Below are 20,647 nucleotides of genomic sequence, written 5' to 3'. Positions count from 1 at the left end.
CTGCCGTCATGACCGAAGCGCCTGCCCGGGGCCCCTACGCGAAGTCCGCCGCGCGGCGCAGCGAGATCATCGCGAGCGCGACGGCCGTCTTCGGCACGCACGGCTACCGCGGCGGGTCGTTGCGCCAGATCGCGAAGCAGCTCGACCTCAGCCTCACGACGGTCATGCACCACTTCCCGACGAAGGTGTCGCTGCTGGCCGCAGTCCTTTCGCAGGAGGATGCCGCCGACACCGACTTCTCGCAGCGCGCCGCGCGCGACGGCTTCATCCCGACGGTCCTCGCGATCGTCGAGCGCAACCTCGGTCGGCGCGAACTCGTGCGGATGTTCACGGTCGTGCAGGCCGAGGCCACGCACGCCGACCACGAGGCGCACGCGTGGCTGCGCGCACGGTACGCCGACGTCATCCCCGAGTACGCCGCGGCGATCGAGTACGACCGGTCGCTCGGCAGACTGACGACGACGACGGATGCCGTCATGCTCGCCGACCTCGTGATCGGGATGTGGGAGGGCATCCAGGTGCGCTGGCTGGCCGACGGCACCGATCCCGTCGCCGCGATGCGGGTCGCGCTCGATGCGCTGCTCCTGCCGGCGCCGTTCAGCGCCGCGGGTCGATGATCGTCATCCCCGCGGGCGCCGCGGTGTCCATGGCGGGCAGCAGCTGGGCGGCCTCGTCGAGCGACACCGTCCGCTCGACGAGGTCCTGCGGGCGGAGCGTGCCGCGGGCGATGAGCTGCAGCATCCCGGGGTAGTCCTCGGCTGCCATGCCGTGGCTGCCGAGCAGGTCGAGCTCCCACGCGATGGCCCGGGCCATGGGCACCGCGGAGAGACCGGATGCCGAGGGCAGCAGCCCGACCTGCACGTGTCGGCCGCGGCGGCGCAGGCTGAGGACGGCGTCAGCGCAGGTCTGCTCGCTGCCGACGGCGTCGACCGACACGTGCGCGCCGCCGCCGGTGACCTCGTGGACCGCGGCGGGGATGTCGGAGCCGTCGGCGCGGACGACGTGCTCCGCGCCCAGACGGCGCGCGACGTCGAGGGATGCGGCGGAGCGGTCGACGGCGACGACCCGCGCGCCGAGCGCCGTCGCGATCATGACGGCGCTGAGACCGACCCCGCCGGCGCCGACGACGACGACCCACTCCCCCGCACGCAGGCGGGCACGCGCGGTGAGGGCGCGGTAGGCGGTGGCGAAGCGGCATCCGAGCGCCGCAGCCGATTCGAGCGAGATCCCCTCGGGCACGGCGACGAGGTTGCGGTCGACCGCGTGGATCACGACGCGCTCGGCGAACGAGCCCCAGTGGGTGAAGCCCGGCTGCTGCTGGTTCGGGCACACCTGCGCGTCGCCGGCGAGGCACCATTCGCACCGGCCGCATCCGCAGACGAAGGGGACCGTCACGCGGTCGCCGACGTTCCAGCGCTCGACACCGCGCCCCACCGCCGCCACGACGCCGGCGAGCTCGTGGCCCGGGACGTGCGGCAGGGCGATGTCGTCGTGCCCGACCCACGCGTGCCAGTCGCTGCGGCACAGCCCCGTGGCGTGCACCTCGACGACCGCGCCGCCGTCGGGGGCGACCGGGTCGGGCACCTCGGTCACGGTGAGGGGCCCGGCGATCCGGTCCATGATCATCGCGCGCACTGCAGCCTCCGTCGCATCCGTCCGTTTCGATTCTGCCGCTGCGGCCGCGGGTCAGCCGCGGGCGACGTCGATGAGCACCTGCAGCACGTCGTCGACGGCGGGCGGCCGGGTGCCGGGGTGGAAGACCGCGCCCATGTCGCGCACCGCGCGCGGATCGTCGATGAGCCGCTGCACGCAGCCGTCGAGCGGATGCGGCACCTCGGGCCCGACGGCGATGCCGAGGCCCGCCGCGACGAGGCCGTGGAGGGTGCGCAGGTCGTCGCCCTCGAAGGCGATGCGCAGGTCGGCGTCCTCGGCGGCGACGAGCTGCTCGAGGGTGCGGCGCAGGCCGTAGCCCGGTTTGAGGGTCACGTGGGTCTCGGCGACGACGTCGGCGAGTGTGACCCGGCGTGCGGTCGCGAGGCGGTGCCCGGCGGGCACGACGGCGACGAGCGGCTCGTCGTAGAGGTGGACGGATGCCTCGCCCGCCGCGGCGGCCCCCGAGACGATCGCGAGGTCGGTGCGCCCCGAGGCGAGCTCGGCGAGGCACGCGTCGCGGGCGCCCTGCCAGAGGCGGATCTGGATGTCGGGGCGCTCCTCGCGCAGGCGCCGGACGAGGCGGGGCACCAGGTTCTCGCCGAGCGAGTTCTGAAAGGCGAGCGAGACGGTCGCGCGCGCCTCGTCGAGCGAGTCGATGGCGTCCTGCGCGGCGCGGAGGGCGACGCGGACGCCGGGCAGCATCCGCTTCGCCGCGGGGGTGAGACGGATGCCACGACCCTCGGGCGCCACGAGCGCGACGCCCAGCTGCGCCTCGAGCTGCCGGAGCGCGCGGCTGACGCTCGGCTGCGGGACACCGAGGGACTGCGCCGCACGGGTGACGTGCTCGTCGCGGCCGAGCGCGTCGAGCAGGGGCAGGTGCGGCAGCAGCGCGGCGAGGCGACTCATGCGCCAATGGTATCGCTTGTCGTGAACCGGTATTGGATCCGAATGAGAAGTATGCCTACCGTGGGGTGGGTGACGACTCTCGACATCCCCACCGTGACCGCCGCTCCGCGTCGGCTCGGTGCGGCGATGTGGACGACGGGGATCGCGACCTTCGGCGTGCTGTACGCCCCGCAAGGGCTGCTGACCGGCATCGCCGAGACCTACGGCCTGACCGCCGCCGACGCCTCGTGGGTCGTGTCGTCGGCCACGCTCGGCCTCGCCCTCGCGATCCTGCCGTGGGCGCTGGCCGCCGACCGCTTCGGACGCCGACGGATGCTGCAGGTCGCAGCGGTGGCCGCCGCCGTCATCGCGATCGCGTCGCCCCTGCTGCCGGGGTTCGCCGGGTTGCTCGCGGGGCGGTTCCTGCTCGGGGCGGCGCTCGGCGGCATCCCGGCCCTGGCGGTCGCCTACCTGCACGAGGCGGCCGGTCCGCATCGCGCCGGTGTCGCCGCGGGCGCCTACGTGGCGGCGACGAGCGTAGGCGGTCTGGCCGGCCGGCTGGTCGCGGCGCCGGTGGGCGAGCTCGTCGGGTGGCGGCTGTCGCTCGAGCTGATGGGGGTGCTGGCGGCGGCGCTCACGGTGCTGTTCGCCGTGCTGCTGCCGGCGACCGCGCCGCACCGCGTCGTGCCGTTGCGCAGCAGTCTGCGGACGCTCGGGCGTCAGGCCGTCAACGTGCGGGCGCTGCCGCTGTACGCGATCGGGGCGATGGTCGTCGGTGCGATGGTAGCCGTGTTCAACGCGATCGGGTTCCGCCTCGAGGCGGCGCCGTACTTCCTGAGCGCGACGGCGGTGTCGGTGGTGTTCCTGACGTACCTGTCGGGCACCGTGACCTCGCGCCTGTCGGGCGCGCTCGTCCACCGATGGGGAACACGGATGCCGCTGGTCGCCGGCGGCGCACTGATGACCGTCGGCGCCGCCGTGACGATCGCATCGGGCGTGGCGGTGATCGTCGCCGGCATCCTGCTCATCACGGCGGGGATGTTCCTCGCGCACGCGACCGCGAACGCGGCCACCGCCCGCGCGGGTGGGTCGGGGCGGCAGCACGCGGTTGCGCTGTACAGCGTCGCCTACTACGTGGGCTCGAGCGTCATCGGCACGGTGGGCGCTGCCGCGTGGACGGCAGGTGGGTGGCTCGCCCTGGCGGGGCTCGTCGCGGGGCTCGGCGTGCTCGTCGTGGTCTGCTCGCTCGCCGTGCGTGACTGATGTCGCACCCGCCGATAGGGTGCGGGCATGGACAGCTACGGACAGTACGCAGGGCTCGGCGCCGGTTTCGTGATCCTCATGATCGTGCTCTACCTGGGTTTCATCGCCCTCATGATCTGGGTGGGCTACCTCATCCAGCGAACCGCGGTGAAGAACGGGATGCTGCGCGCGATGCAGGAGAGCGGCATGGTCTTCGCGCCGCGCCCCGGGCCGCCCTACCCCGGCGGCGGGTACCCGGGCGGCCAGCCGCCGCACCCCGGCCAGCCGCCGCACCCCGGACAGCCGCCGCAGGGCCCGGGACAGCCGCCCGCCGCCACGGACTGACCGGCACTCCCGGTCTGCGTTCGGTCGAACGGCTCCCGGTCTTGCTAGGCTTGCCGGGTGCCTCCGGGCGCACGGGGCTGTAGTTCAATGGCAGAACTTCTGCTTCCCAAGCAGACAGCGCGGGTTCGATTCCCGTCAGCCCCTCCACTTGTCACTTCTCGACCCAGTTCGGACTTTCTTGAGGTAGTCCGGACTGCGGACTCCACAAATCGGTCCGGCCAGCGTCTCTATTTGCACGAAGTCGTCGCCCGGGGACACCTCGCCCGACCTGGATCTGGCGCGTCGACCCGCACGCGAAGTCCTCTGACGTCGCGACGATGCATTACCGCCGGTGTTCCACTGGGTGGAGATGTTGCCGTCGATCCCGCCGGCGGGTGATCCACCCACACCGGGACTGGATGCCGTGGCGACCCAACCGGCTTTGCTGATCTGCTCGGGATTGAAGGTGCTCAGCCCGCCTGAGTACTTTGGGACGGTAGCCGCCATTCGACCGTTCCTTGCAAACACGGTGGTGTTGAACCGCTGCAGTTTCTGGGTGAACGTGGCCGAGTTGTCGTTGTTGATCACCGGCACGGGTGCGGAGTTGTTCGAATAGAAGCCCCAGTAGCTCTGACCGTCGGCGTCGCCACCCTTGACCTTAGAGGTCCAGTTCGACCATGACTGGTTCTGGGCGTTGCGTCCCGCCATCCACCGAGCCCAGACGTCGTCGTAGTAGTACAGGGAGTACTCACCGAACAGGACCGGCACTCCGGGGTCCAGGTGGAGCCGTTCACATCGACGTCGAAGAACTCATGAAGCTCCTGTCCTTCGAACAGGAGCCTGCACAGATCACTGCACCAGAACTGCGGTCCGATGGATCGCGACTTTACAACCCGCCGGCGCCGTTTAGCTTGCTCCACATCAAGTCAGCAGATTTGCCCGTAGTGGCGCCGTCCAGCGGGCCGTGGATCATCCTCGTTGAGCGCGGCAATCTCGAGGTCATCGGCGCTGCGGAGCGGGGAATCTTCGGCAAGGGGGACGCGCTATTCGTAACTCCAGAAGAAGCACCCCTGAGGCTGAAGAGTGATGGGAGCGTATGGATCGCAATACCTGACTCCGACCTGCCTTGAGGGGTGCAGCGCGCTCGCCCCCTGCTTCGCGCGCGCCGTACGATGATCGGGCCTCTCGCGGCAGGAGATGCCTCGTCGGTGGCGTACATCGCGTCGGAGACGACTCACGATTGGTAGGTCACCACTCACCAACGCATCGCCGCCGGCACAAGTGAGTTCACCTCTGCGGTCGAGTACTCGGCCGTCATGGGCTTCACTGGCCTGTCCCGCAGGCTTGTCCCGATCGGCGCTCGTCATCCCACCTTCGGGGTCGACAGCTCCGAGCGATGATCAAGCCAGGCGTCAAGGTCCGCCGCCGTTGGATAGGCGCCTTGGGTTCCCGGGCGCGTGACAGCATAGGCCGCGGCGGCGACAGCACGTTCGAGCGCTTGACCGAGGTGCCGCCCCGAAGCCAGAAGGGCGATCAGCACGCCGGTGAACGCATCACCGGCGCCACTCGTATCCACAGCCGAAACGGCGAGTCCCGGGGCGCGGAAGACGTGGTCCTCCGACACTGCTGCGGCTCCGTCGGCACCTAGAGTCACAACCAGCAATCCCGTCCCGAGCAAATCGCGTGCAGCCCGCAGGGCTGCATCGGATGAGGTCTGGGTCGCGGCGCCGAGCGCAGTCTCGAGCTCATGCTCGTTGAGCACCAGGACGTCGATATGACCCACCACCGGCTCGGGAATCGCGCGAAATGGCGACGGGTTGAGCACGAAGCGGGCTCCGATCTCGCGAGCTCGGCGGGCGGCCTCGACGACCGCACTGTCGGGCACTTCGAAGCCGCTAACGATCCAACCAGCCGGAATGCCTGCACCCGTCACATCACGCGCGCTGACGGCATCGTTCGCGCCCCGCGAGACAATGATCAGGTTGCGACCGAGCTCGTCCACGAGGATGACCGCCTCTCCGGTCGGGTTGGTCTGATCTACACGAACATGAGTGACGTCGACTCCGGCATCGGCTGCGGCGTTTCGTAGCTTCGTGCCGGCGCGGTCAGCGCCTACCGCGCCCACGAGCGAAACTGAGGCCCCCATCCGCGCCGCAGCAACGGCCTGATTGGCGCCCTTACCACCCGGCGATGTCCGATGATCGTCGGCGTGGAGGGACTCGCCCTCGCGCGGGAGCTTCCTCACCGTGTAAGTGCGGTCGAGATTCAGGGACCCTACGACGACTATGCGCGAATCTGACATGTATTGAGGCCTTCCGCCGGGCGCCGATCCTATCCGTCAGTACGGCGGAACGGCTGTACGACCGACTTCATCGTGCGGGAATCGTGCGTCGACTCGAGAGCGGCCTGCACCTCGTCGAGCGCGAATGTCCCTGTCACCATCGCGTCCAGATCGACCTGACCGTGAGCGGCCATCGCGATCGCGGTCGGCCAGGTGTTGGCATAGCGAAAGACACCTGTCACAGTGAGTTCACGGTTCTGGATGGTCGTGACCGGCAGAGAGATTTCCGTCGCCCCCATTCCGACAAGGACGACCCGTCCCCCTGGGCTGACCGTCGAGATACCGCCGAGGACGGCAGTCGCCGCGCCCGAGGCATCAACGAAGGCGTCAGTTTCGAGGACGTCGCCCGGCATAGTCACCGCAGGGTCGAACACTTCGGTCGCACCGAAACGCAAGGCCGACTCGCGCCGTGCTGTCGCGACATCGGAGACCGCGATATCGGTAACGCCGTAGGCTCGCGCCACCTGAGTGATGGCGATCCCTACGGGGCCTGCGCCGCTAATCAGCACCCGCATGCCAGGCGCGAACCCAGCCTTGCGCGCCGCCGCGATCGCGACCGATAGCGGTTCCATGAGCGCCGCGGCTTGGTCGCTTACAGTGTCAGGCACTGGGTGGGCAAAATGGCTTTGGATCGTCACATACTCCTGGAACGCACCATCAGTGCCCGGGACAGCGTAGAAGCGCATGTGCGGATCGAGGTTGTAGTCGCCGCGAAGGGTCTCCCGCGAGCCCGCGGACGGATGCTGCGGTTCGATGGACACACGCTCACCAACCCGACCGGGATCCACCCCGGAGCCAACCCCCACGATCAAGCCGCCAGCCTCATGCCCAAGGACCAGGGGCTCGCTCACCACCCAGTCACCGAGACGCCCATCGTGGTAGAAGTGAGCATCTGAGCCGCAAACGCCGACGGCGGTGACGCGCACGAGTACTTCGTCGTGCGCTGGCCGTGGGACCGGCCGCCGCTCCATCTCAATCTGCTGAGCCCGCACGAGGACGCTCGCCATCATCGTCTGTCCAGTCACGACCTGTTCCCTTCGAGCACAGCATCTACAGTTCGACGCAGTTCGCGCCAGGAGTCGACGAACTTGGCGACTCCCTCGTCCTCAAGCGTCTGCGTGACGTCGGCGAAATCAACCCCGACCTTCCCGAGGCGGTCGAAAACAGCGTGCGCGTCGGCATATCTAGGTGTGATGGTGTCACCAGTAATGCGGGCGTGATCGAACGTCGCCTCGAGCGTCTTCTCTGGCATTGTGTTCACGGTCCACCGGGCAACGAGTTCGCTGACGTACAAGGTGTCAGGAAGCACGGGATCCTTTACCCCCGTCGATGCCCACAGCGGGCGCTGCGCGTTAGCGCCGGCAGCGAGTAGCTTGCGCACGCCCGGTTCCGCAAAGCGGTCCGTGAACAACTCGTAAGCCAAACGTGCGTTGGCGACTCCCGCCTGCCCGCGAAGGGACAACGCCTCCTCGGTCCCGATGCCGACGAGGCGCTTGTCGACCTCACTGTCGACCCGTGACACGAAGAACGACGCGACGGAGTGGATCGTCGTGAGGTCGATCCGTCTTGCGCGCGCCAAGCGGACGCCGGCGAGGTAGGCGTCGATGACATTGGTGTAACGCTCGAGCGAGAAGATGAGCGTGACATTGACCGAGATACCCTCGCCGATCACCGCGGTGATCGCGGGGAGCCCAGCCGTTGTAGCCGGGATCTTAATGAGGGCGTTGCGGCGGCCAACCACGGCCCACAGTCGCTTCGCTTCCGCAATCGTCCCCTTCGTGTCGTGCGCGAGATCAGGTGAGACCTCGATCGACACTCGACCGTCCACTCCGCCAGTGAGGTCGAACACGGGGCGGAACACGTCGCACGCGTCTCGGACATCATCGGTCGTGAGGGCGAAGATCGCTCTGTCCGCGTCTGCGCCGGCGACTGCGAGCGACGCCAGCGCGGACGCGTAGGAGTCGTCGTCAGGGTTACCGATGGCCGCCTGGAAGATCGTCGGATTAGTCGTGACACCTGTGACGTCGCGGGTTTCGATCAGCTCCTGCAGATTGCCAGTTCGGATTCGGCGGCGGGACAGGTCGTCGAGCCAGATGCTGACGCCGGCCGCGGCCAAGTCGTGCGTCGGGGTGGTCATCAGTTCACCTCGGTGGACGCAGCTGTCGCCACGGCGGCGATAGCAGCTCGCGTAACTGCGACCACCGCCTCGACCGTGATACCGAACCGCGTCATCAGGTGCGCGCCGTCGGCGGAGGCGCCAAAATGTTCGATCGACACAGCACGTCCATGAGTGCCGAGGTAACGCCACCAGCTGAGGGCAAGGCCTGCCTCCACCGACACCCGCGCACCTACCTCGGCGGGCAGCACCTCTGCGCGATAGCTCTCGCTCTGCTCCTCAAACCATTCCAGGCAAGGCGCCGAAACGACGCGCACCCCGATCCCCTCGGCTTGCAAGGCCGTGCGCGCCTCGAGGGCGAGACGAACCTCGGAGCCCGACGCCATGATGATCGCGTGCAGGTCGCCCTCCGCTTCGGCGAGAATGTAGGCACCCCGAGCGGTTTGCTCACCCGTCGTCAGAACCGGCAGATCTTGCCGTGACAGCGCGAGTCCGGCCGGGCCCGAGCGCCGCGAGAGGATCGCGTGCCATGCCCAGGCCGTCTCATTAGCGTCTGCCGGCCTCACAATGTCGAGCCCGGGAATAGCGCGCAGCGAAGACAGCTGCTCGATCGGCTGGTGAGTCGGTCCGTCCGCGCCGAGCGCAACCGAGTCATGGGTCCACACAAAGATGGATGGGATGCGCATGAGTGCTGCCAGCCGCACCGCAGGCCTCATGTAATCGCTGAAGATCAGGAATGTGCCACCGAATGGTCGCGTCGGTCCATGAAGAACGATCCCATTGAGGATCGCGCCCATCGCGAACTCGCGGATACCGAAATGAAGCACACGTCCGTAAGGGTTGCCAGTCCAGTCGTGTGTCGAGCCGCCCTCCGGCAGGAAGCTGAGCGCACCCTCGATCGTCGTGTTGTTGGAGCCGGCGAGGTCGGCCGACCCGCCCCACAACTCGGGAAGCTCACCCGCGAGCGCGTTGATAACGGCGCCGCTCGCCGCCCGCGTCGACACTGACGCGCCCTGCTCCCACACCGGAATGGCCTTGAAGACACCGTCCGGCAGCTCGCCGGCCTTGAGGCGATCGAGCAGCAAGCTGCGCTCGGGATTCGCGACAGCCCAGGCATCGAAAGACTCTTGCCACGCGGACCGGACCGCCACCGCCCGCTCCCGAAGGGCGCGGGTGTGACGGATAACGACCGACTCGACCACGAACGAGGCCGAGGGGTCGAAGCCAAGCAGTTCCTTCGTCGCGGCGATCTCTGCGGCACCCAGCGCAGACCCATGAGCGGACTCAGTACCGCGCTTGTTCGGCGCTGGCCAACCGATTATTGTGCGCAGCACGATGAGAGAGGGCTTGTCGACGACCGACTTTGCTGCCTCGATCGCTTCGAACAGCGCGGGTATGTCCTCGACGTACCTGCCGCTGGCGGACCAGTCGACCTCTCGGACATCCCAGCCGTATGCGTGGTACCGCGCGGCGACGTCCTCAGTGAACGCGACGTCGGTGTCGCCTTCAATCGAGATCTGGTTGGCGTCGTAGATCGCGATGAGATTTCCAAGCTGTTGATGCCCCGCGAGGGATGCAGCCTCGCCAGAGACACCCTCTTGGAGGTCGCCGTCGCCTGCGATGACGTAGACGAAGTGATCGAAAGGGCTTGTGCCCCATGGCGCATCAGGGTCGAACAACCCCCGCTCGTACCGCGTCGCGTACGAGAAGCCCACTGCGGAAGCGATGCCGGTTCCGAGAGGGCCAGTCGTGATCTCCACGCCCGGCGTGTGTCCGAACTCGGGGTGGCCGGGGGTGGTCGAGCCCCAGGTCCGCAACGCTTCGAGGTCGCTGAGCTCAAGCCCGAAACCGCCCAGGTAAAGCTGGACGTACTGAGTGAGCGAGGAGTGGCCCGCGGACAAGATGAACCGATCACGACCCAGCCACTGAGTATCTGCGGGATCGTGCTTCATCACGCGTTGATACAACAGGTACGCCACCGGCGCCAGGCTCATGGCGGTGCCTGGATGTCCGTTGCCAGCCCTCTCCACGGCGTCTGCAGCCAGCATTCGAGCAGTATCCACCGCTCGCTGGTCGACTTCGTCCCACGTCAGCTCCGACATTCGAGCCCTTTCGCTACGGCGCGGTGATCGCATCAGCGCAACCCCGCTCAGGTGTGAAATCCAATGTTGCATATCACGGGATGAAGTGACAAGATCACATCAGATATAACACGGGGGGATCCCCGCAAACTGTTCTTGAGGCCTCGGGCCTTGTACGGAACTGAGATCGAGCACCGTCGCTCGCAGGGATGCGTCGACGGCGACGGGAACGGGAGCAATGATGCGCGCAGTTGTCTTCACCTCGGAAGGTGAGCTGGTCCTGGAGGACCGGGCGATGCCCGAGCCGGGTTACAAAGAGATCCTCATCAAGACCGCGGCGGTCGGGATCTGCGGCACGGACACCCACGTGTTTGACGGTGAGTTCGAAGGGACCGTGTTCCCCCTTGTACCGGGCCACGAGGCGACCGGAACAATCGTCGCCCTGGGGGAAGGTGTCAACAATGGCGTCTTCGACTTCCAGCTCGGCGACCACGTCGCCGTCAACCCGAGCACTACGTGTGGGGAGTGTGAGTACTGCCTCAACGGCCATCAGAACCTTTGTCGTTTCTGGAATGGTCTCGGCGTGGTGGCGTCTGACGGTGCTTCCCAGCAGTTCTTCACAGCCCCGGCAGGCAATGTTTACAAACTGAAGCCGGAGACCGACCTTTACGAGGCGGCACTCATCGAGCCGCTCGCCTGCGCGATTCGAGGGTGGGACGTCCTGCCCCGACGCCTCGGCGACCACGTCCTCGTCTATGGCGCGGGGACAATGGGTCTCCTCATGGCCCAGCTCGCCAGCCGAGCGGGTGCGTCGACCGTCACGATCGTGGACCTCAACGAGGAACGCCTGAAGACGGCAGAGGAATGTGGAATCAAGCTTCGTTACACCAACGCCGATCAGGCCGACCGTGACAAGTGGGATGTCGTCATCGACTGCACCGGCAACATCCGTGCAATCGAAGACGCGCTTACCCGCGTTAAGCCTGCCGGCTTCTTCCAAGACTTCGGGGTGGCGCCCGCCGATCGCACTGCACAGTTCTCGCCGTTCCGCATCTACCGCGACGAGATCTCCATCGTCGGCACGATGGCGGTGCTGAACTCCTTCGGCCGCGCAGTTGAGCTTTTCGAGGCGGGCGCCATTAACGCGACCGCGATGATCAGCCACTCCTTCACGCTTGACGACTACACCCAGGCGCTCGAGATGTTCCGCAAGGGCGAGGGGCGCAAGCTTCAGATCCGCCCCAACGATTCCGCATCGCGGGTGCTCCTTTGAGCGCCATCACGACCCGCCGGGGACGCACTCTCTCCGTGGGCGCCCGGCGCGGGATCTGGGTTGGCGTCATCGCGGTTCTCATCGTCGGCATAGTGCTCGGGACGAAGGTCGTCTCGAACGACGATCCGCTCGCCCAGGGAACCGTTGAGTTCGATCCAGCGACCTTCGGCGCGGAGACCTTTCCGGAGGTCCAATCAGCAATCGTCGATAAGGCCGTCGACGCGGCGACGCTCGCCGATGCGATCGCCGTCGACCCCGATGCCGCCGCCGAAGAGTACGCAGTCCAGAGTTCGGGCGGCCCCGTCTACAGCGTGAAGTTCACCGGGCTCGTCGGTGAGGGCCAGTCCGGCATCTATGCCGTGGATGTGGAGGGTGTTTCCGACGATCTGCTCATTCGTGTGCAGACCGGCCCGGCAATCAACGGTACTGACCTGCGCGACGCGACCGGCGACATCACGTTCGGACAGTTCACGAACCAGATCGACTACCAGAATGCCGCCGCGTCCTTGAATGACGAACTCAAGACCTCAGTACTCGCTGACCTCGACACGGCCACCCTGACCGGAAGCACAATCACGGTCACAGGAGCGTTCACGCTGGTGAACCCGGCCGCCTGGCTAGTCACCCCGGTCGAAGTGAGTACGCAGTGAACGGCCGGTCGATCCCCGACGACGTCGTACTCGAAGCGCGCAACATCGTCAAGACATACGGTGGCACCCGCGCACTCAAAGGCGTCAACTTCGAGATCCGCAGAGGCACTGTGACGACGCTGTTCGGTGAGAACGGTGCTGGCAAGTCGACCCTCATGAAGATTTTGTCCGGTGTCGAGCAACCGACTTCCGGTGAGATCGTCCTCGACGGAGAGCCCGTCGTGTTCACCTCGACGAACGAGGCCCGCGACAGAGGCATTTCGATCATCCACCAGGAGCTCAGCCTCGCTCCGAACCTTTCGATCCGCGACAACATCTTTATGGGGCGAGAGATCGCTGGTGCGTTCGGGGTCGATTTCGCAGAAGAGTCTCGACAAGCCCGGGCGCTGCTGGACGAGCTTCAGTTGCCGATCGACCCCGGCACACTCGTGGCCGATCTGCGGGTCGGCCAGCAGCAAATCATCGAGATCGCTCGCGCTCTTTCCGCGAACTCACGCATCCTGATCATGGACGAGCCGACGTCCGCTTTGGCCGCCGCCGAAGTCGAGGTGCTTTTCGGGGTTATCCAGGATCTGCTAGCGCGAGGTGTCGCCATCGTCTACATCTCGCACCACCTCGAAGAGGCGCTGGAAGTCACCGACCACGCTGTCGTCCTGAGGGACGGCAACATGACGGCGAAGGGTGAGCGCACCCAGATCGACCTCGAGTGGATCGTCCGCAACATGGTCGGTGAGAACTTCGACTTGGGTTCGCCGCCGACTGGCTACGCCTTCGGCGAAGTCGCGCTTCGCGTCAACGGCCTCACTGTTCTGGATCGCGAGAACCCCGAGCGCGCGATCGTCAACCGGCTCGACCTGAAGGTCCGCGCTGGGGAGATCGTGTGCATCTACGGACTTATGGGCGCTGGCCGCACCGAACTGTTGGAAGCAATCGCCGGAAAGGAGCCCGTCGCCGCGGGCGAAATCTTCCTCGACGGGCGATCCGTTTTACAGGACTCCATCGCCCAGAGGATCGCAGACGGGATCGGGCTCGTTCCCGAGGACCGTCAGCGTGACGGTCTGGTGCAGACCTTCGACGTCGGCACCAACCTCACCCTGGCGAGCCTCGATAACAGCATGCGCCGCGGTGTCATATCCCGCAGCACGGAGAAGAGGCGCTCGCTCAAACTCATCTCGGCGGTCACGGTGAAGACGCCCGGTCCAGAGTTGCCGATCGGCGCTCTGTCGGGCGGCAATCAGCAGAAAGTTGTGATCGGGAAGATTGTCGCAACGGAGCCGCGCGTGATGCTTCTCGACGAGCCCAGCCGCGGAATCGACGTCGGCGCCAAGGCCGAGGTCTTCCGCCTGCTCGCCGAGCGTGCCCGCGCCGGGTTGGCAGTCGTGTTCTCGACCTCGGAGGTCGGCGAGTGCCTCAGCATCGCTCACCGCATCATCGTGATGCGCCGCGGTCGGATCTCAGCGGAGTTTGGGCCCGACGCCACTAAAGACATGATCATGGCCGCCTCCGGCGAGGCCGTGGCCTGAACGCACCAGAAACGGACCGACAATGACGACGACCACAACCACCGCGATCATCGACAAGCGGAAGCAGTTCTCGCTCGCGAAGGTGCTTCTTGAAGGGCGCGCGTTCCTCGCGCTGATCCTCATCATCGTGGTGTTCTCGCTGCTTTCGCCCAACTACTTCACAGTCGAGAACATCCTCATCATGGCGTCGCACGTCGCTATCTACGCGCTGCTGGGCATGGGCATGCTCATGGTCATCCTCAACGGCGGTATCGATCTTTCCGTGGGATCGACCCTCGGCTTCTCGGCCATCATCGCCGGTTTCCTGCTGCAGGGTGTGCCGATCACCATCTTCGGCATCACGCTGTTTCCGAGCGTCCCAGTGGTCATGCTGCTCTCGTGCGGCGTCGGGGCACTGATCGGTTTGGTCAACGGCATCCTTGTCTCGAAGTTCAAAGTTGCCCCCTTCGTCGCGACGCTGGGCATGCTTTACGTCGTCCGAGGCCTCGCGTTGCTGATGACGAATGGGCTCACAATCAACAACCTCGCCGGGGACTCGCAGCTCGGCAACACCGGATTTGAGTGGCTTGGCTTCAATCGCATCCTGGGTATACCGGTCGGCGTGATCATCATGGTCATCGTCGCGATCATCCTGGGATTCGTTCTCGGACGCACCAAGTTTGGCCGGTGGATGTATGCCGCGGGTGGTAACGAACGCGCCGCCGAACTCTCGGGCGTCCCCGTCCGCAGCGTCAAGATCTGGGTTTACGTGATCTCGGGTGTCTGCGCGGCTGTCGCTGGTCTCATCCTGGCTTCCACCCTCACGAGCGCATCGCCGACCGCTGGCAACACATACGAACTCACCGCGATCGCCGCGGTGGTCATCGGCGGAGCAGCGCTCACAGGCGGACGCGGGAACGTCCGCGGGACGCTGCTCGGCGCATTCGTCATCGGCTTCCTCTCCGACGGTCTCGTGATCGTCGGTGTCTCCGCCTACTGGCAGATGGTGTTCATGGGCGCGGTCATCGTCGTGGCAGTGCTGCTCAACACCCTGCAGTACGGACGACGGCGCAAGCCGGCCGCGTCGACTGCACCAGCCACTCCGGCCGCCCCGGCCCCTCACACGTCGGACCAGTCCTCGCCTCTGGCAGCCAAGGACTGACTGCGAAACTCGGCATCGACGACCGCTGCCGATTCATCAAGAAAGGACGCAACAAATGGTAGGTAAGAAGGCAATCGCTGCCCTCGTCGCCGCGGGCGCGCTGATCCTCGGCCTCACCGCCTGCTCCGGGTCCAGCGCCCCCGCAACCTCGAACGAGGGCGGCAGCGGGGAGGCCGGCGGGCTCATCACGATCATCGTGAACGACCCTGCCAACCCGTACTGGAAGACAGAAGGCGACGTCGCCAAAGCCGCCGCCGAGGATCTCGGCTACGACGCGACCGTTGGGGCTCACAAGGGCGACACGAACACTGAGAACACCCTGATCGACACCGCGATCTCGAACAAGTCGAAGGCGATCATCCTCGACCCAGCGAACGCGGACGGTTCGATCGCTGCGGTCAAGAAGGCCAACGCGGCTGGCATTCCGGTGTTCCTGGTGAACGCAGAGATCAACGAGTCCGGCCTCGCCAAGGCGCAGCTGGTCTCGAACAACGCTCAGGGTGCCGCCATTGGCGCGCAGGAGTGGGTGAAGCAGATGGGCGAGAAGGGCAACTTCGTCGAACTGTTCGGCGCCCCCTCGGACAACAATGCGCAGACCCGCTCGAATGGTTTCACCACCGTGATCAGTCAGTATCCCAACCTCGTATCGGTTGGCAAAGAGGTGGCCGACTGGGACCGCACCAAGGGCCACGACAAGATGCAGTCGCTCATGCAGGCGAACTCCGACATCAACGGCGTCATTTCCGGCAACGACGAGATGGCTCTCGGCGCGATCGCAGCGCTCAAGAAAGCCGGCAAGCTCGAGGGCGTCGTCGTTGGCGGCTTCGACGGCTCTCCCGACGCAGTAGAAGCCGTCAGCTCGGGCGAACTGGCCTACACGGTGCTCCAGCCGGTCGCCGTCTTCTCAAAGGAGGCCGTCACCCTGGCCGACGAGTTCATCCGCACCGGCACGGCACCCGAAACCGAGAAGCAGTCCTTCGACTGCATTCTCATCACGAAGGACAACGTCGACAAGATGACTGATCCCTTCACCTATTCCGGCTGACCGGAACACCCCCGGTCGCACAATCACGTGCGGCCAGCGAGGGGCGGCTGTCACTCGGCGCTGCCCCTCGCATCACCCCGACCATCGAAAGTGATCATGAGCTACGTACTCAATGCCGCCGCCGACTTCGCCGACGAGTCTGCGGAGGGCTTCGTTTCCGCGCACGCCGCGCTCGTGCGCCGCGTGGCCGGTGGTGTCGCTCGTCGCACAGCGACCCCAGCTGGCGAGGTTGCCGTCGTCATCGGTGGCGGGTCGGGTCACTATCCCGCCTTCGCCGGTCTGGTCGGTCCCGGCCTCGCACACGCTGCCGCTATGGGGAATGTGTTCGCATCGCCTAGCAGCCAACAGATTTACACCGTCGCGAAATCCGTCGCGACCGACGCCGGCGTCCTGCTCAGCTATGGGAACTACGCGGGCGATGCCTTGAACTTTGACCTAGCGCAGCAACGCCTGCGCTCCGAGGGGATTCCCTGCCGAACCGTCCGTGTCACAGATGACATCTACAGCGCTGGTCCCGACGAGCGGGCCCGTCGCCGCGGAATCGCCGGTGACCTCGCGGTGTTCCGTGCCGCCGGGTGGGCGGCATCGCAAGGGTTCGACCTCAACACCGTCGCAGAGATCGCTGAGCACGCGAACGAGAACACGCGTTCACTGGGTGTCGCCTTCTCCGGGTGCACTTTGCCTGGCGCCTCCGATCCACTTTTCACGGTTCCCGCAGGGCAGATGGCGATCGGCATGGGCATCCATGGTGAACCGGGCATCGAAGTTCGCCCCCTCGGTACTGCTGACGAAATAGCCACGCTGTTTGTCGACGGGCTCCTTGGCGAGATCCCTGCGAGCGTGACGAACATCGAGGGCGCGCGTGTCGGCGTCATCATCAACGGTTTGGGCGCGGTCAAGGCCGAAGAGCTTTTCGTCGTCTATCGCGCGGTCGCCCGCCAGCTCTCGATGAAAGGGATCGGGATCGTCGACCCTGAAGTCGGCGAGTACGCGACGAGCTTCGAGATGGCTGGCCTGTCGCTCACACTCTTCTGGCTCGACGAGCAACTCGAAAGGGCGTGGACCTCACCGACCTACACCCCGGCATACCGCAAGGGGAAGATCGATATATCGGGTGTGGACGTCGAAGCCGTTGACAGCGAAGTGACCACGCCGGTGAGCATCAAAGGCGCGTCGCCTGAATCATCTGCCGCGGGCCGTGTCGTGGCGACTGCGATCGCGGCGATCCGCGACCTTATCGACCGTGACGTGGACGAACTCGGCCGCCTTGACGCCATCGCGGGCGACGGGGACCACGGCATCGGTATGCAGCGCGGCGCCCGTGCCGCCGCGGAGGCGGCGGCAGCCGCTGTAGCCCTCGATGCCGGGGCAGGAACCGTGCTAACTCACGCCGGTGACGCGTGGGCCGACCGCGCCGGCGGCACTTCGGGCGCACTATGGGGCATGGGGCTGCGCGCCATCGGCGACGCGATCGGCGACGACCGCGCACCGAACGCGCGGACGGTGGCAGCGGGAGTGAACGCCGCACGAGAGGCCGTTCAGGGCTTTGGTAAGGCTGACGTGGGCGACAAAACGCTCGTAGATGCGCTGGTGCCGTTCGCCCACACCCTCGACGAGCGTGTCACAGAGGGAACGACACTGCGCGCGGCCTGGGCCGATGCGGCTGCGGTCGCCGCAGTGGCCGCAGCCGCGACGGCGGACCTCCTGCCGAGGATGGGCCGCGCTCGTCCTCACATGGAGAGGAGTCTCGGCACCCCTGATCCCGGCGCGATCTCACTCGCCCGCTCGATGTCCGAGGTAGCCCGAGTACTGCAGCGGGCATACGAAGAACACATGCAGAAGGAGCACTAATGACTCACCAGTGGCGCATCGTTGTCGGATCGGACGACGCGGGTTACGAATACAAGGAAGCGCTGAAAGCCGACCTATTGAAGGATCCACGAGTCCAGTCAGTAGTCGATGTCGGCGTCGACTCGAACGGCAACACCGCCTACCCGCGTGTCGCGATCGAAGCGGCCGAGCGGATCAAGGACGGTACGGCCGACCGTGCTCTGCTTATCTGCGGCACAGGATTGGGCGTCGCCATCGCCGCGAATAAAGTTCCGGGTGTTCGCGCCGTCACCGCCCACGACAGCTTCAGCGTTGAACGGAGCGTCCTCAGCAATAACGCTCAGGTCCTCACATTCGGGCAACGCGTCGTCGGGCTCGAACTCGCACGGCGACTGGCGCGGGAGTGGCTTGATTACGTGTTCGACGAGGGGTCAGCGTCTGCCGAGAAGGTGAAGCTGATCGGCGAATACGAGCAAACAGGCGCTTGTGGTTGAGCTTGGCTCCGCAGTAGCAGCGCGGCCAGTAATGCTCGGGGTCAGTCTGAAGCTCTATCTTGATGTTGAGCAGACGGCGCGCTGGGCCCGCGAGGTGGCTGCGCTCTGCAAGTGGCACCCCGCAGTGGTCGGGCGCAGGGTGGAAGTCTTTGTGCTGCCTTCCCTTCCATCGCTTCCACAGGTACTACAGGAGTTTGCCGATACACCTGTGCGCGTCGGTGCCCAGGACCTGCATTGGGACGACCGAGGGGCCTACACTGGCGCCATCAGTGGTGAGGACCTGCGCGCAGTCGGATGTGCGCTCGTCGAGGTCGGTCACGCTGAGCGACGGACTATCTTCGGCGAGAGCGATCAGACGATCACTAATAAGGTCGCGGCTGCTTTTCGCAACCATCTCGTTCCCGTTCTATGCGTCGGCGAGCACGACCGGATCAGCGCGTTGGACGCCGCAGCCGTCTGCGTCGCGCAAGTAGAGAGTGCACTGCAGGCAAGCGACACCTCCGATGCGGACATCATCGTCGCGTACGAACCGGCGTGGGCAATCGGGCAGGGCGAGGCAGCCGCGACCGACCATGTCGTCGCCGTCGTGACAGCGCTACGGAAGCGGTTGCACGATGACTCCCGCTTCGACACGACCCGGGTGATCTACGGAGGCTCGGCGCAGCCGGGATCGCTCACTCAACTCGGGGGTGCGGTGGATGGGCTGTTCCTTGGCCGCTTCGCGCATGACCCCCGCCAGTTCGCGCGCATCCTCGACGAGGCCGTTGCGCTAGTTTGAGATGAGCGGCAGCAGTGCGGAGAAGGCCATGACAGAGATATCCATTGACGCCGAGCCGCGCCAATCCCGCCAAGCGGCACGGCAACAGGCAATCACCGAGGTCGTCATGGCCGAGGGAACAGTTCGCATAGAGCAGCTCGCTGAGCGGTTCGGCATCAGCGTGATGACCGTGCACCGCGATCTCGACGAGCTCGAAAGTCGCGGCCTGCTGCGCAAGAGCCGCGGCGTCGCGACTGCCATGTCGACGTCTCTCGTTGAGTCAAGCGACGTCTACCGTTCGAACCGCGAGACCGCCGAGAAGGAGGCGCTCGCTCTGGCCGCGTTGGAGTTCATCGAACCGGGCCAGGCTCTCATGTTGGATGATTCGACCACAACATTCCACCTGGTACCTCATCTGCGCACCCGTCGTCCTTTAACGGTGATCACCAACACCCTGACAATCATGGACGAACTGCGGTCTGCGAGCGGGATCACGCTACTCGGTCTCGGCGGACAGTACTTCAACTGGTGCAGTGCCTTCATGGGAGGAATCACCACTGCCGCGATCGGCGCGCTGCGCGCAGATCTGTTCATTATGTCGGCGGCGGCAATCACAGACGACGTTGTCTTCCACCAGTCACTAGAAACCAACGAGGTGAAGCGCGCGATGTTTGCTTCGTCGACGAGGCGGATTCTGGTTGTCGACCACACGAAGTTCCAAAAGCGAGCGCTTCACGCGCTCATGCCTCTAACCGCGTTCGATACGGTCATTGTGGACAACGCGACCGATCGGCGTGAGGTTTCACGGCTCCGCGATCAGGGTGTCGACGTCGTTGTGACCAGATCGCCGCGACAGGCAGCCTAGGTTTGGTCCCAGAACGTCATCCGTCGCAGGCCACGCGAGCGGAGGAAACTGGTTCCCTACCGGTCCTAATGGGGGCGCTACGGCTTTGATCGGTCCCTGCTGGTCCCGGTCAGGGCCGGAGAAACATCGAGCCCAGGGCGCTCGGCGAAGCTCCTCGGCCCGCGTGGTGGCGAAGGAATCTCGTGCAAGGTTGCGATGCGCGGCGAGTATGGTGAGGACCTTGTCGGGAGTCGTCGTAACGGCCCGTCGTGAGCGAGCTTGGACGGCGCCGACCTGGATGAGTTCTTCGAGCGCAAGGTGGCCGGTTCGCGACGGGACACCTGCCTCATCCGCTAGGGCGTGTCTGACAAATAGTTCGGCGGCGCGCTGAGAGTCTGAGGTCGTGACGCGGTTTCAGGTGCTCTCGGATGCTCAGTGGTCGTTGCTC

At 65.9% G+C, this 20,647-nt stretch carries 20 protein-coding genes and 1 tRNA gene; 14 read left to right on the top strand and 7 right to left on the bottom strand.

Translation table 11 applies throughout. The annotated features are described in order from the left end of the window. The first annotated feature begins 8 nt into the window (after window positions 1-8). Window positions 9-617 carry a TetR/AcrR family transcriptional regulator gene (locus ACPEH2_RS12925; protein ID WP_217528544.1) on the top strand — a complete coding sequence of 203 codons (609 nt, stop codon included), beginning with the start codon at window positions 9-11 and terminating at the stop codon, window positions 615-617. Here the strand turns inward: ACPEH2_RS12925 and ACPEH2_RS12920 are convergent. Both ACPEH2_RS12920 and ACPEH2_RS12915 read right to left on the bottom strand, forming a co-directional pair. Beyond that, the gene (locus ACPEH2_RS12920; protein ID WP_423718851.1) at window positions 598-1,635 is read right to left on the bottom strand and encodes a zinc-dependent alcohol dehydrogenase family protein; all 1,038 of its coding nucleotides are present in this window, start codon (window positions 1,633-1,635) and stop codon (window positions 598-600) included. The genes ACPEH2_RS12925 and ACPEH2_RS12920 overlap by 20 nt on opposite strands. Window positions 1,636-1,686: 51 nt before the next feature. Continuing rightward, a complete protein-coding gene (locus tag ACPEH2_RS12915; RefSeq protein ID WP_423718850.1) occupies window positions 1,687-2,559 on the bottom strand; it encodes a LysR family transcriptional regulator in 873 nt (290 codons plus the stop codon). 69 nt (window positions 2,560-2,628) lie between these two features. Here ACPEH2_RS12915 and ACPEH2_RS12910 point away from each other — a divergent pair, with 69 nt between their 5' ends. The 3 genes from ACPEH2_RS12910 to ACPEH2_RS12900 all read left to right on the top strand — a co-directional run bounded on the left by ACPEH2_RS12910 (window position 2,629) and on the right by ACPEH2_RS12900 (window position 4,272). After that, complete coding sequence (locus ACPEH2_RS12910) at window positions 2,629-3,801, top strand: MFS transporter (protein ID WP_423718849.1); 1,173 nt, start codon at window positions 2,629-2,631, stop codon at window positions 3,799-3,801. Window positions 3,802-3,828: 27 nt separating this feature from the next. Then, a complete protein-coding gene (locus ACPEH2_RS12905) occupies window positions 3,829-4,125 on the top strand; it encodes a hypothetical protein (protein WP_064002639.1) in 297 nt (98 codons plus the stop codon). 73 nt (window positions 4,126-4,198) lie between these two features. Then, window positions 4,199-4,272 (top strand) — tRNA-Gly (locus ACPEH2_RS12900). Here ACPEH2_RS12900 and ACPEH2_RS12895 read toward each other — a convergent pair. Further along, window positions 4,261-4,812 carry a hypothetical protein gene (locus ACPEH2_RS12895; RefSeq protein ID WP_359920523.1) on the bottom strand — a complete coding sequence of 184 codons (552 nt, stop codon included), beginning with the start codon at window positions 4,810-4,812 and terminating at the stop codon, window positions 4,261-4,263. The genes ACPEH2_RS12900 and ACPEH2_RS12895 overlap by 12 nt on opposite strands. 104 nt (window positions 4,813-4,916) lie before the next feature. Here ACPEH2_RS12895 and ACPEH2_RS12890 point away from each other — a divergent pair, with 104 nt between their 5' ends. Then, complete coding sequence (locus ACPEH2_RS12890; protein WP_359920526.1) at window positions 4,917-5,234, top strand: hypothetical protein; 318 nt, start codon at window positions 4,917-4,919, stop codon at window positions 5,232-5,234. Between the two features lie 233 nt (window positions 5,235-5,467). On the opposite strand, the gene ACPEH2_RS12885 is transcribed toward ACPEH2_RS12890, so the two are convergent. The 4 genes from ACPEH2_RS12885 to tkt are packed head-to-tail and all read right to left on the bottom strand — an operon-like array spanning window position 5,468 to window position 10,663. Further along, complete coding sequence (locus tag ACPEH2_RS12885; RefSeq protein ID WP_359920529.1) at window positions 5,468-6,406, bottom strand: ribokinase; 939 nt, start codon at window positions 6,404-6,406, stop codon at window positions 5,468-5,470. Window positions 6,407-6,435: 29 nt separating this feature from the next. Beyond that, the gene (locus tag ACPEH2_RS12880) at window positions 6,436-7,455 is read right to left on the bottom strand and encodes an NAD(P)-dependent alcohol dehydrogenase (RefSeq protein ID WP_423718886.1); all 1,020 of its coding nucleotides are present in this window, start codon (window positions 7,453-7,455) and stop codon (window positions 6,436-6,438) included. Window positions 7,456-7,466: 11 nt separating this feature from the next. Next, window positions 7,467-8,582: a transaldolase gene (gene tal, locus ACPEH2_RS12875; protein WP_359920535.1), complete on the bottom strand. Its 1,116-nt coding sequence runs from the start codon at window positions 8,580-8,582 to the stop codon at window positions 7,467-7,469. Beyond that, entirely contained in the window at window positions 8,582-10,663 is a 2,082-nt protein-coding gene (gene tkt, locus ACPEH2_RS12870; RefSeq protein ID WP_359920537.1) for a transketolase, read from the bottom strand. Before tkt ends, tal begins: the two co-directional genes overlap by 1 nt. Window positions 10,664-10,883: 220 nt before the next feature. Here tkt and ACPEH2_RS12865 point away from each other — a divergent pair, with 220 nt between their 5' ends. From ACPEH2_RS12865 to ACPEH2_RS12825, 9 genes are all read left to right on the top strand, one after another. After that, the gene (locus ACPEH2_RS12865) at window positions 10,884-11,915 is read left to right on the top strand and encodes a zinc-dependent alcohol dehydrogenase family protein (RefSeq protein ID WP_359920540.1); all 1,032 of its coding nucleotides are present in this window, start codon (window positions 10,884-10,886) and stop codon (window positions 11,913-11,915) included. Then, the gene (locus ACPEH2_RS12860; protein ID WP_359920542.1) at window positions 11,912-12,565 is read left to right on the top strand and encodes a DUF2291 family protein; all 654 of its coding nucleotides are present in this window, start codon (window positions 11,912-11,914) and stop codon (window positions 12,563-12,565) included. Before ACPEH2_RS12865 ends, ACPEH2_RS12860 begins: the two co-directional genes overlap by 4 nt. Then, the gene (locus tag ACPEH2_RS12855) at window positions 12,562-14,088 is read left to right on the top strand and encodes a sugar ABC transporter ATP-binding protein (protein ID WP_359920545.1); all 1,527 of its coding nucleotides are present in this window, start codon (window positions 12,562-12,564) and stop codon (window positions 14,086-14,088) included. Before ACPEH2_RS12860 ends, ACPEH2_RS12855 begins: the two co-directional genes overlap by 4 nt. 22 nt (window positions 14,089-14,110) lie before the next feature. Next, the gene (locus tag ACPEH2_RS12850; RefSeq protein ID WP_423718848.1) at window positions 14,111-15,229 is read left to right on the top strand and encodes an ABC transporter permease; all 1,119 of its coding nucleotides are present in this window, start codon (window positions 14,111-14,113) and stop codon (window positions 15,227-15,229) included. A 55-nt stretch (window positions 15,230-15,284) separates the two neighbouring features. Next, on the top strand, window positions 15,285-16,274 hold the full coding sequence (locus tag ACPEH2_RS12845) for a D-ribose ABC transporter substrate-binding protein (protein WP_359920551.1): 990 nt from the start codon (window positions 15,285-15,287) through the stop codon (window positions 16,272-16,274). A 96-nt stretch (window positions 16,275-16,370) separates the two neighbouring features. After that, the gene (locus tag ACPEH2_RS12840) at window positions 16,371-18,125 is read left to right on the top strand and encodes a dihydroxyacetone kinase family protein (protein WP_359920554.1); all 1,755 of its coding nucleotides are present in this window, start codon (window positions 16,371-16,373) and stop codon (window positions 18,123-18,125) included. Then, window positions 18,125-18,598: a ribose-5-phosphate isomerase gene (locus tag ACPEH2_RS12835; RefSeq protein WP_359920556.1), complete on the top strand. Its 474-nt coding sequence runs from the start codon at window positions 18,125-18,127 to the stop codon at window positions 18,596-18,598. Before ACPEH2_RS12840 ends, ACPEH2_RS12835 begins: the two co-directional genes overlap by 1 nt. Before the next feature lie 31 nt (window positions 18,599-18,629). Then, window positions 18,630-19,376, top strand: a complete 747-nt coding sequence (locus tag ACPEH2_RS12830) for a triose-phosphate isomerase family protein (RefSeq protein ID WP_359920559.1) — start codon at window positions 18,630-18,632, stop codon at window positions 19,374-19,376. A 1-nt stretch (window position 19,377) separates the two neighbouring features. Further along, window positions 19,378-20,220: a DeoR/GlpR family DNA-binding transcription regulator gene (locus tag ACPEH2_RS12825; protein WP_359920562.1), complete on the top strand. Its 843-nt coding sequence runs from the start codon at window positions 19,378-19,380 to the stop codon at window positions 20,218-20,220. Window positions 20,221-20,647 lie beyond the last annotated feature (427 nt).

Origin of the sequence: Microbacterium sp. NPDC064942 (genome assembly GCF_049545525.1) — a bacterium.
In the GTDB taxonomy this organism is placed as follows: Bacteria; Actinomycetota; Actinomycetes; order Actinomycetales; family Microbacteriaceae; genus Microbacterium; species Microbacterium gawkjiense.
The sequence above is the reverse complement of the archived record's forward strand: the minus strand, read 5'-3'. Positions and strand labels throughout refer to the sequence as shown.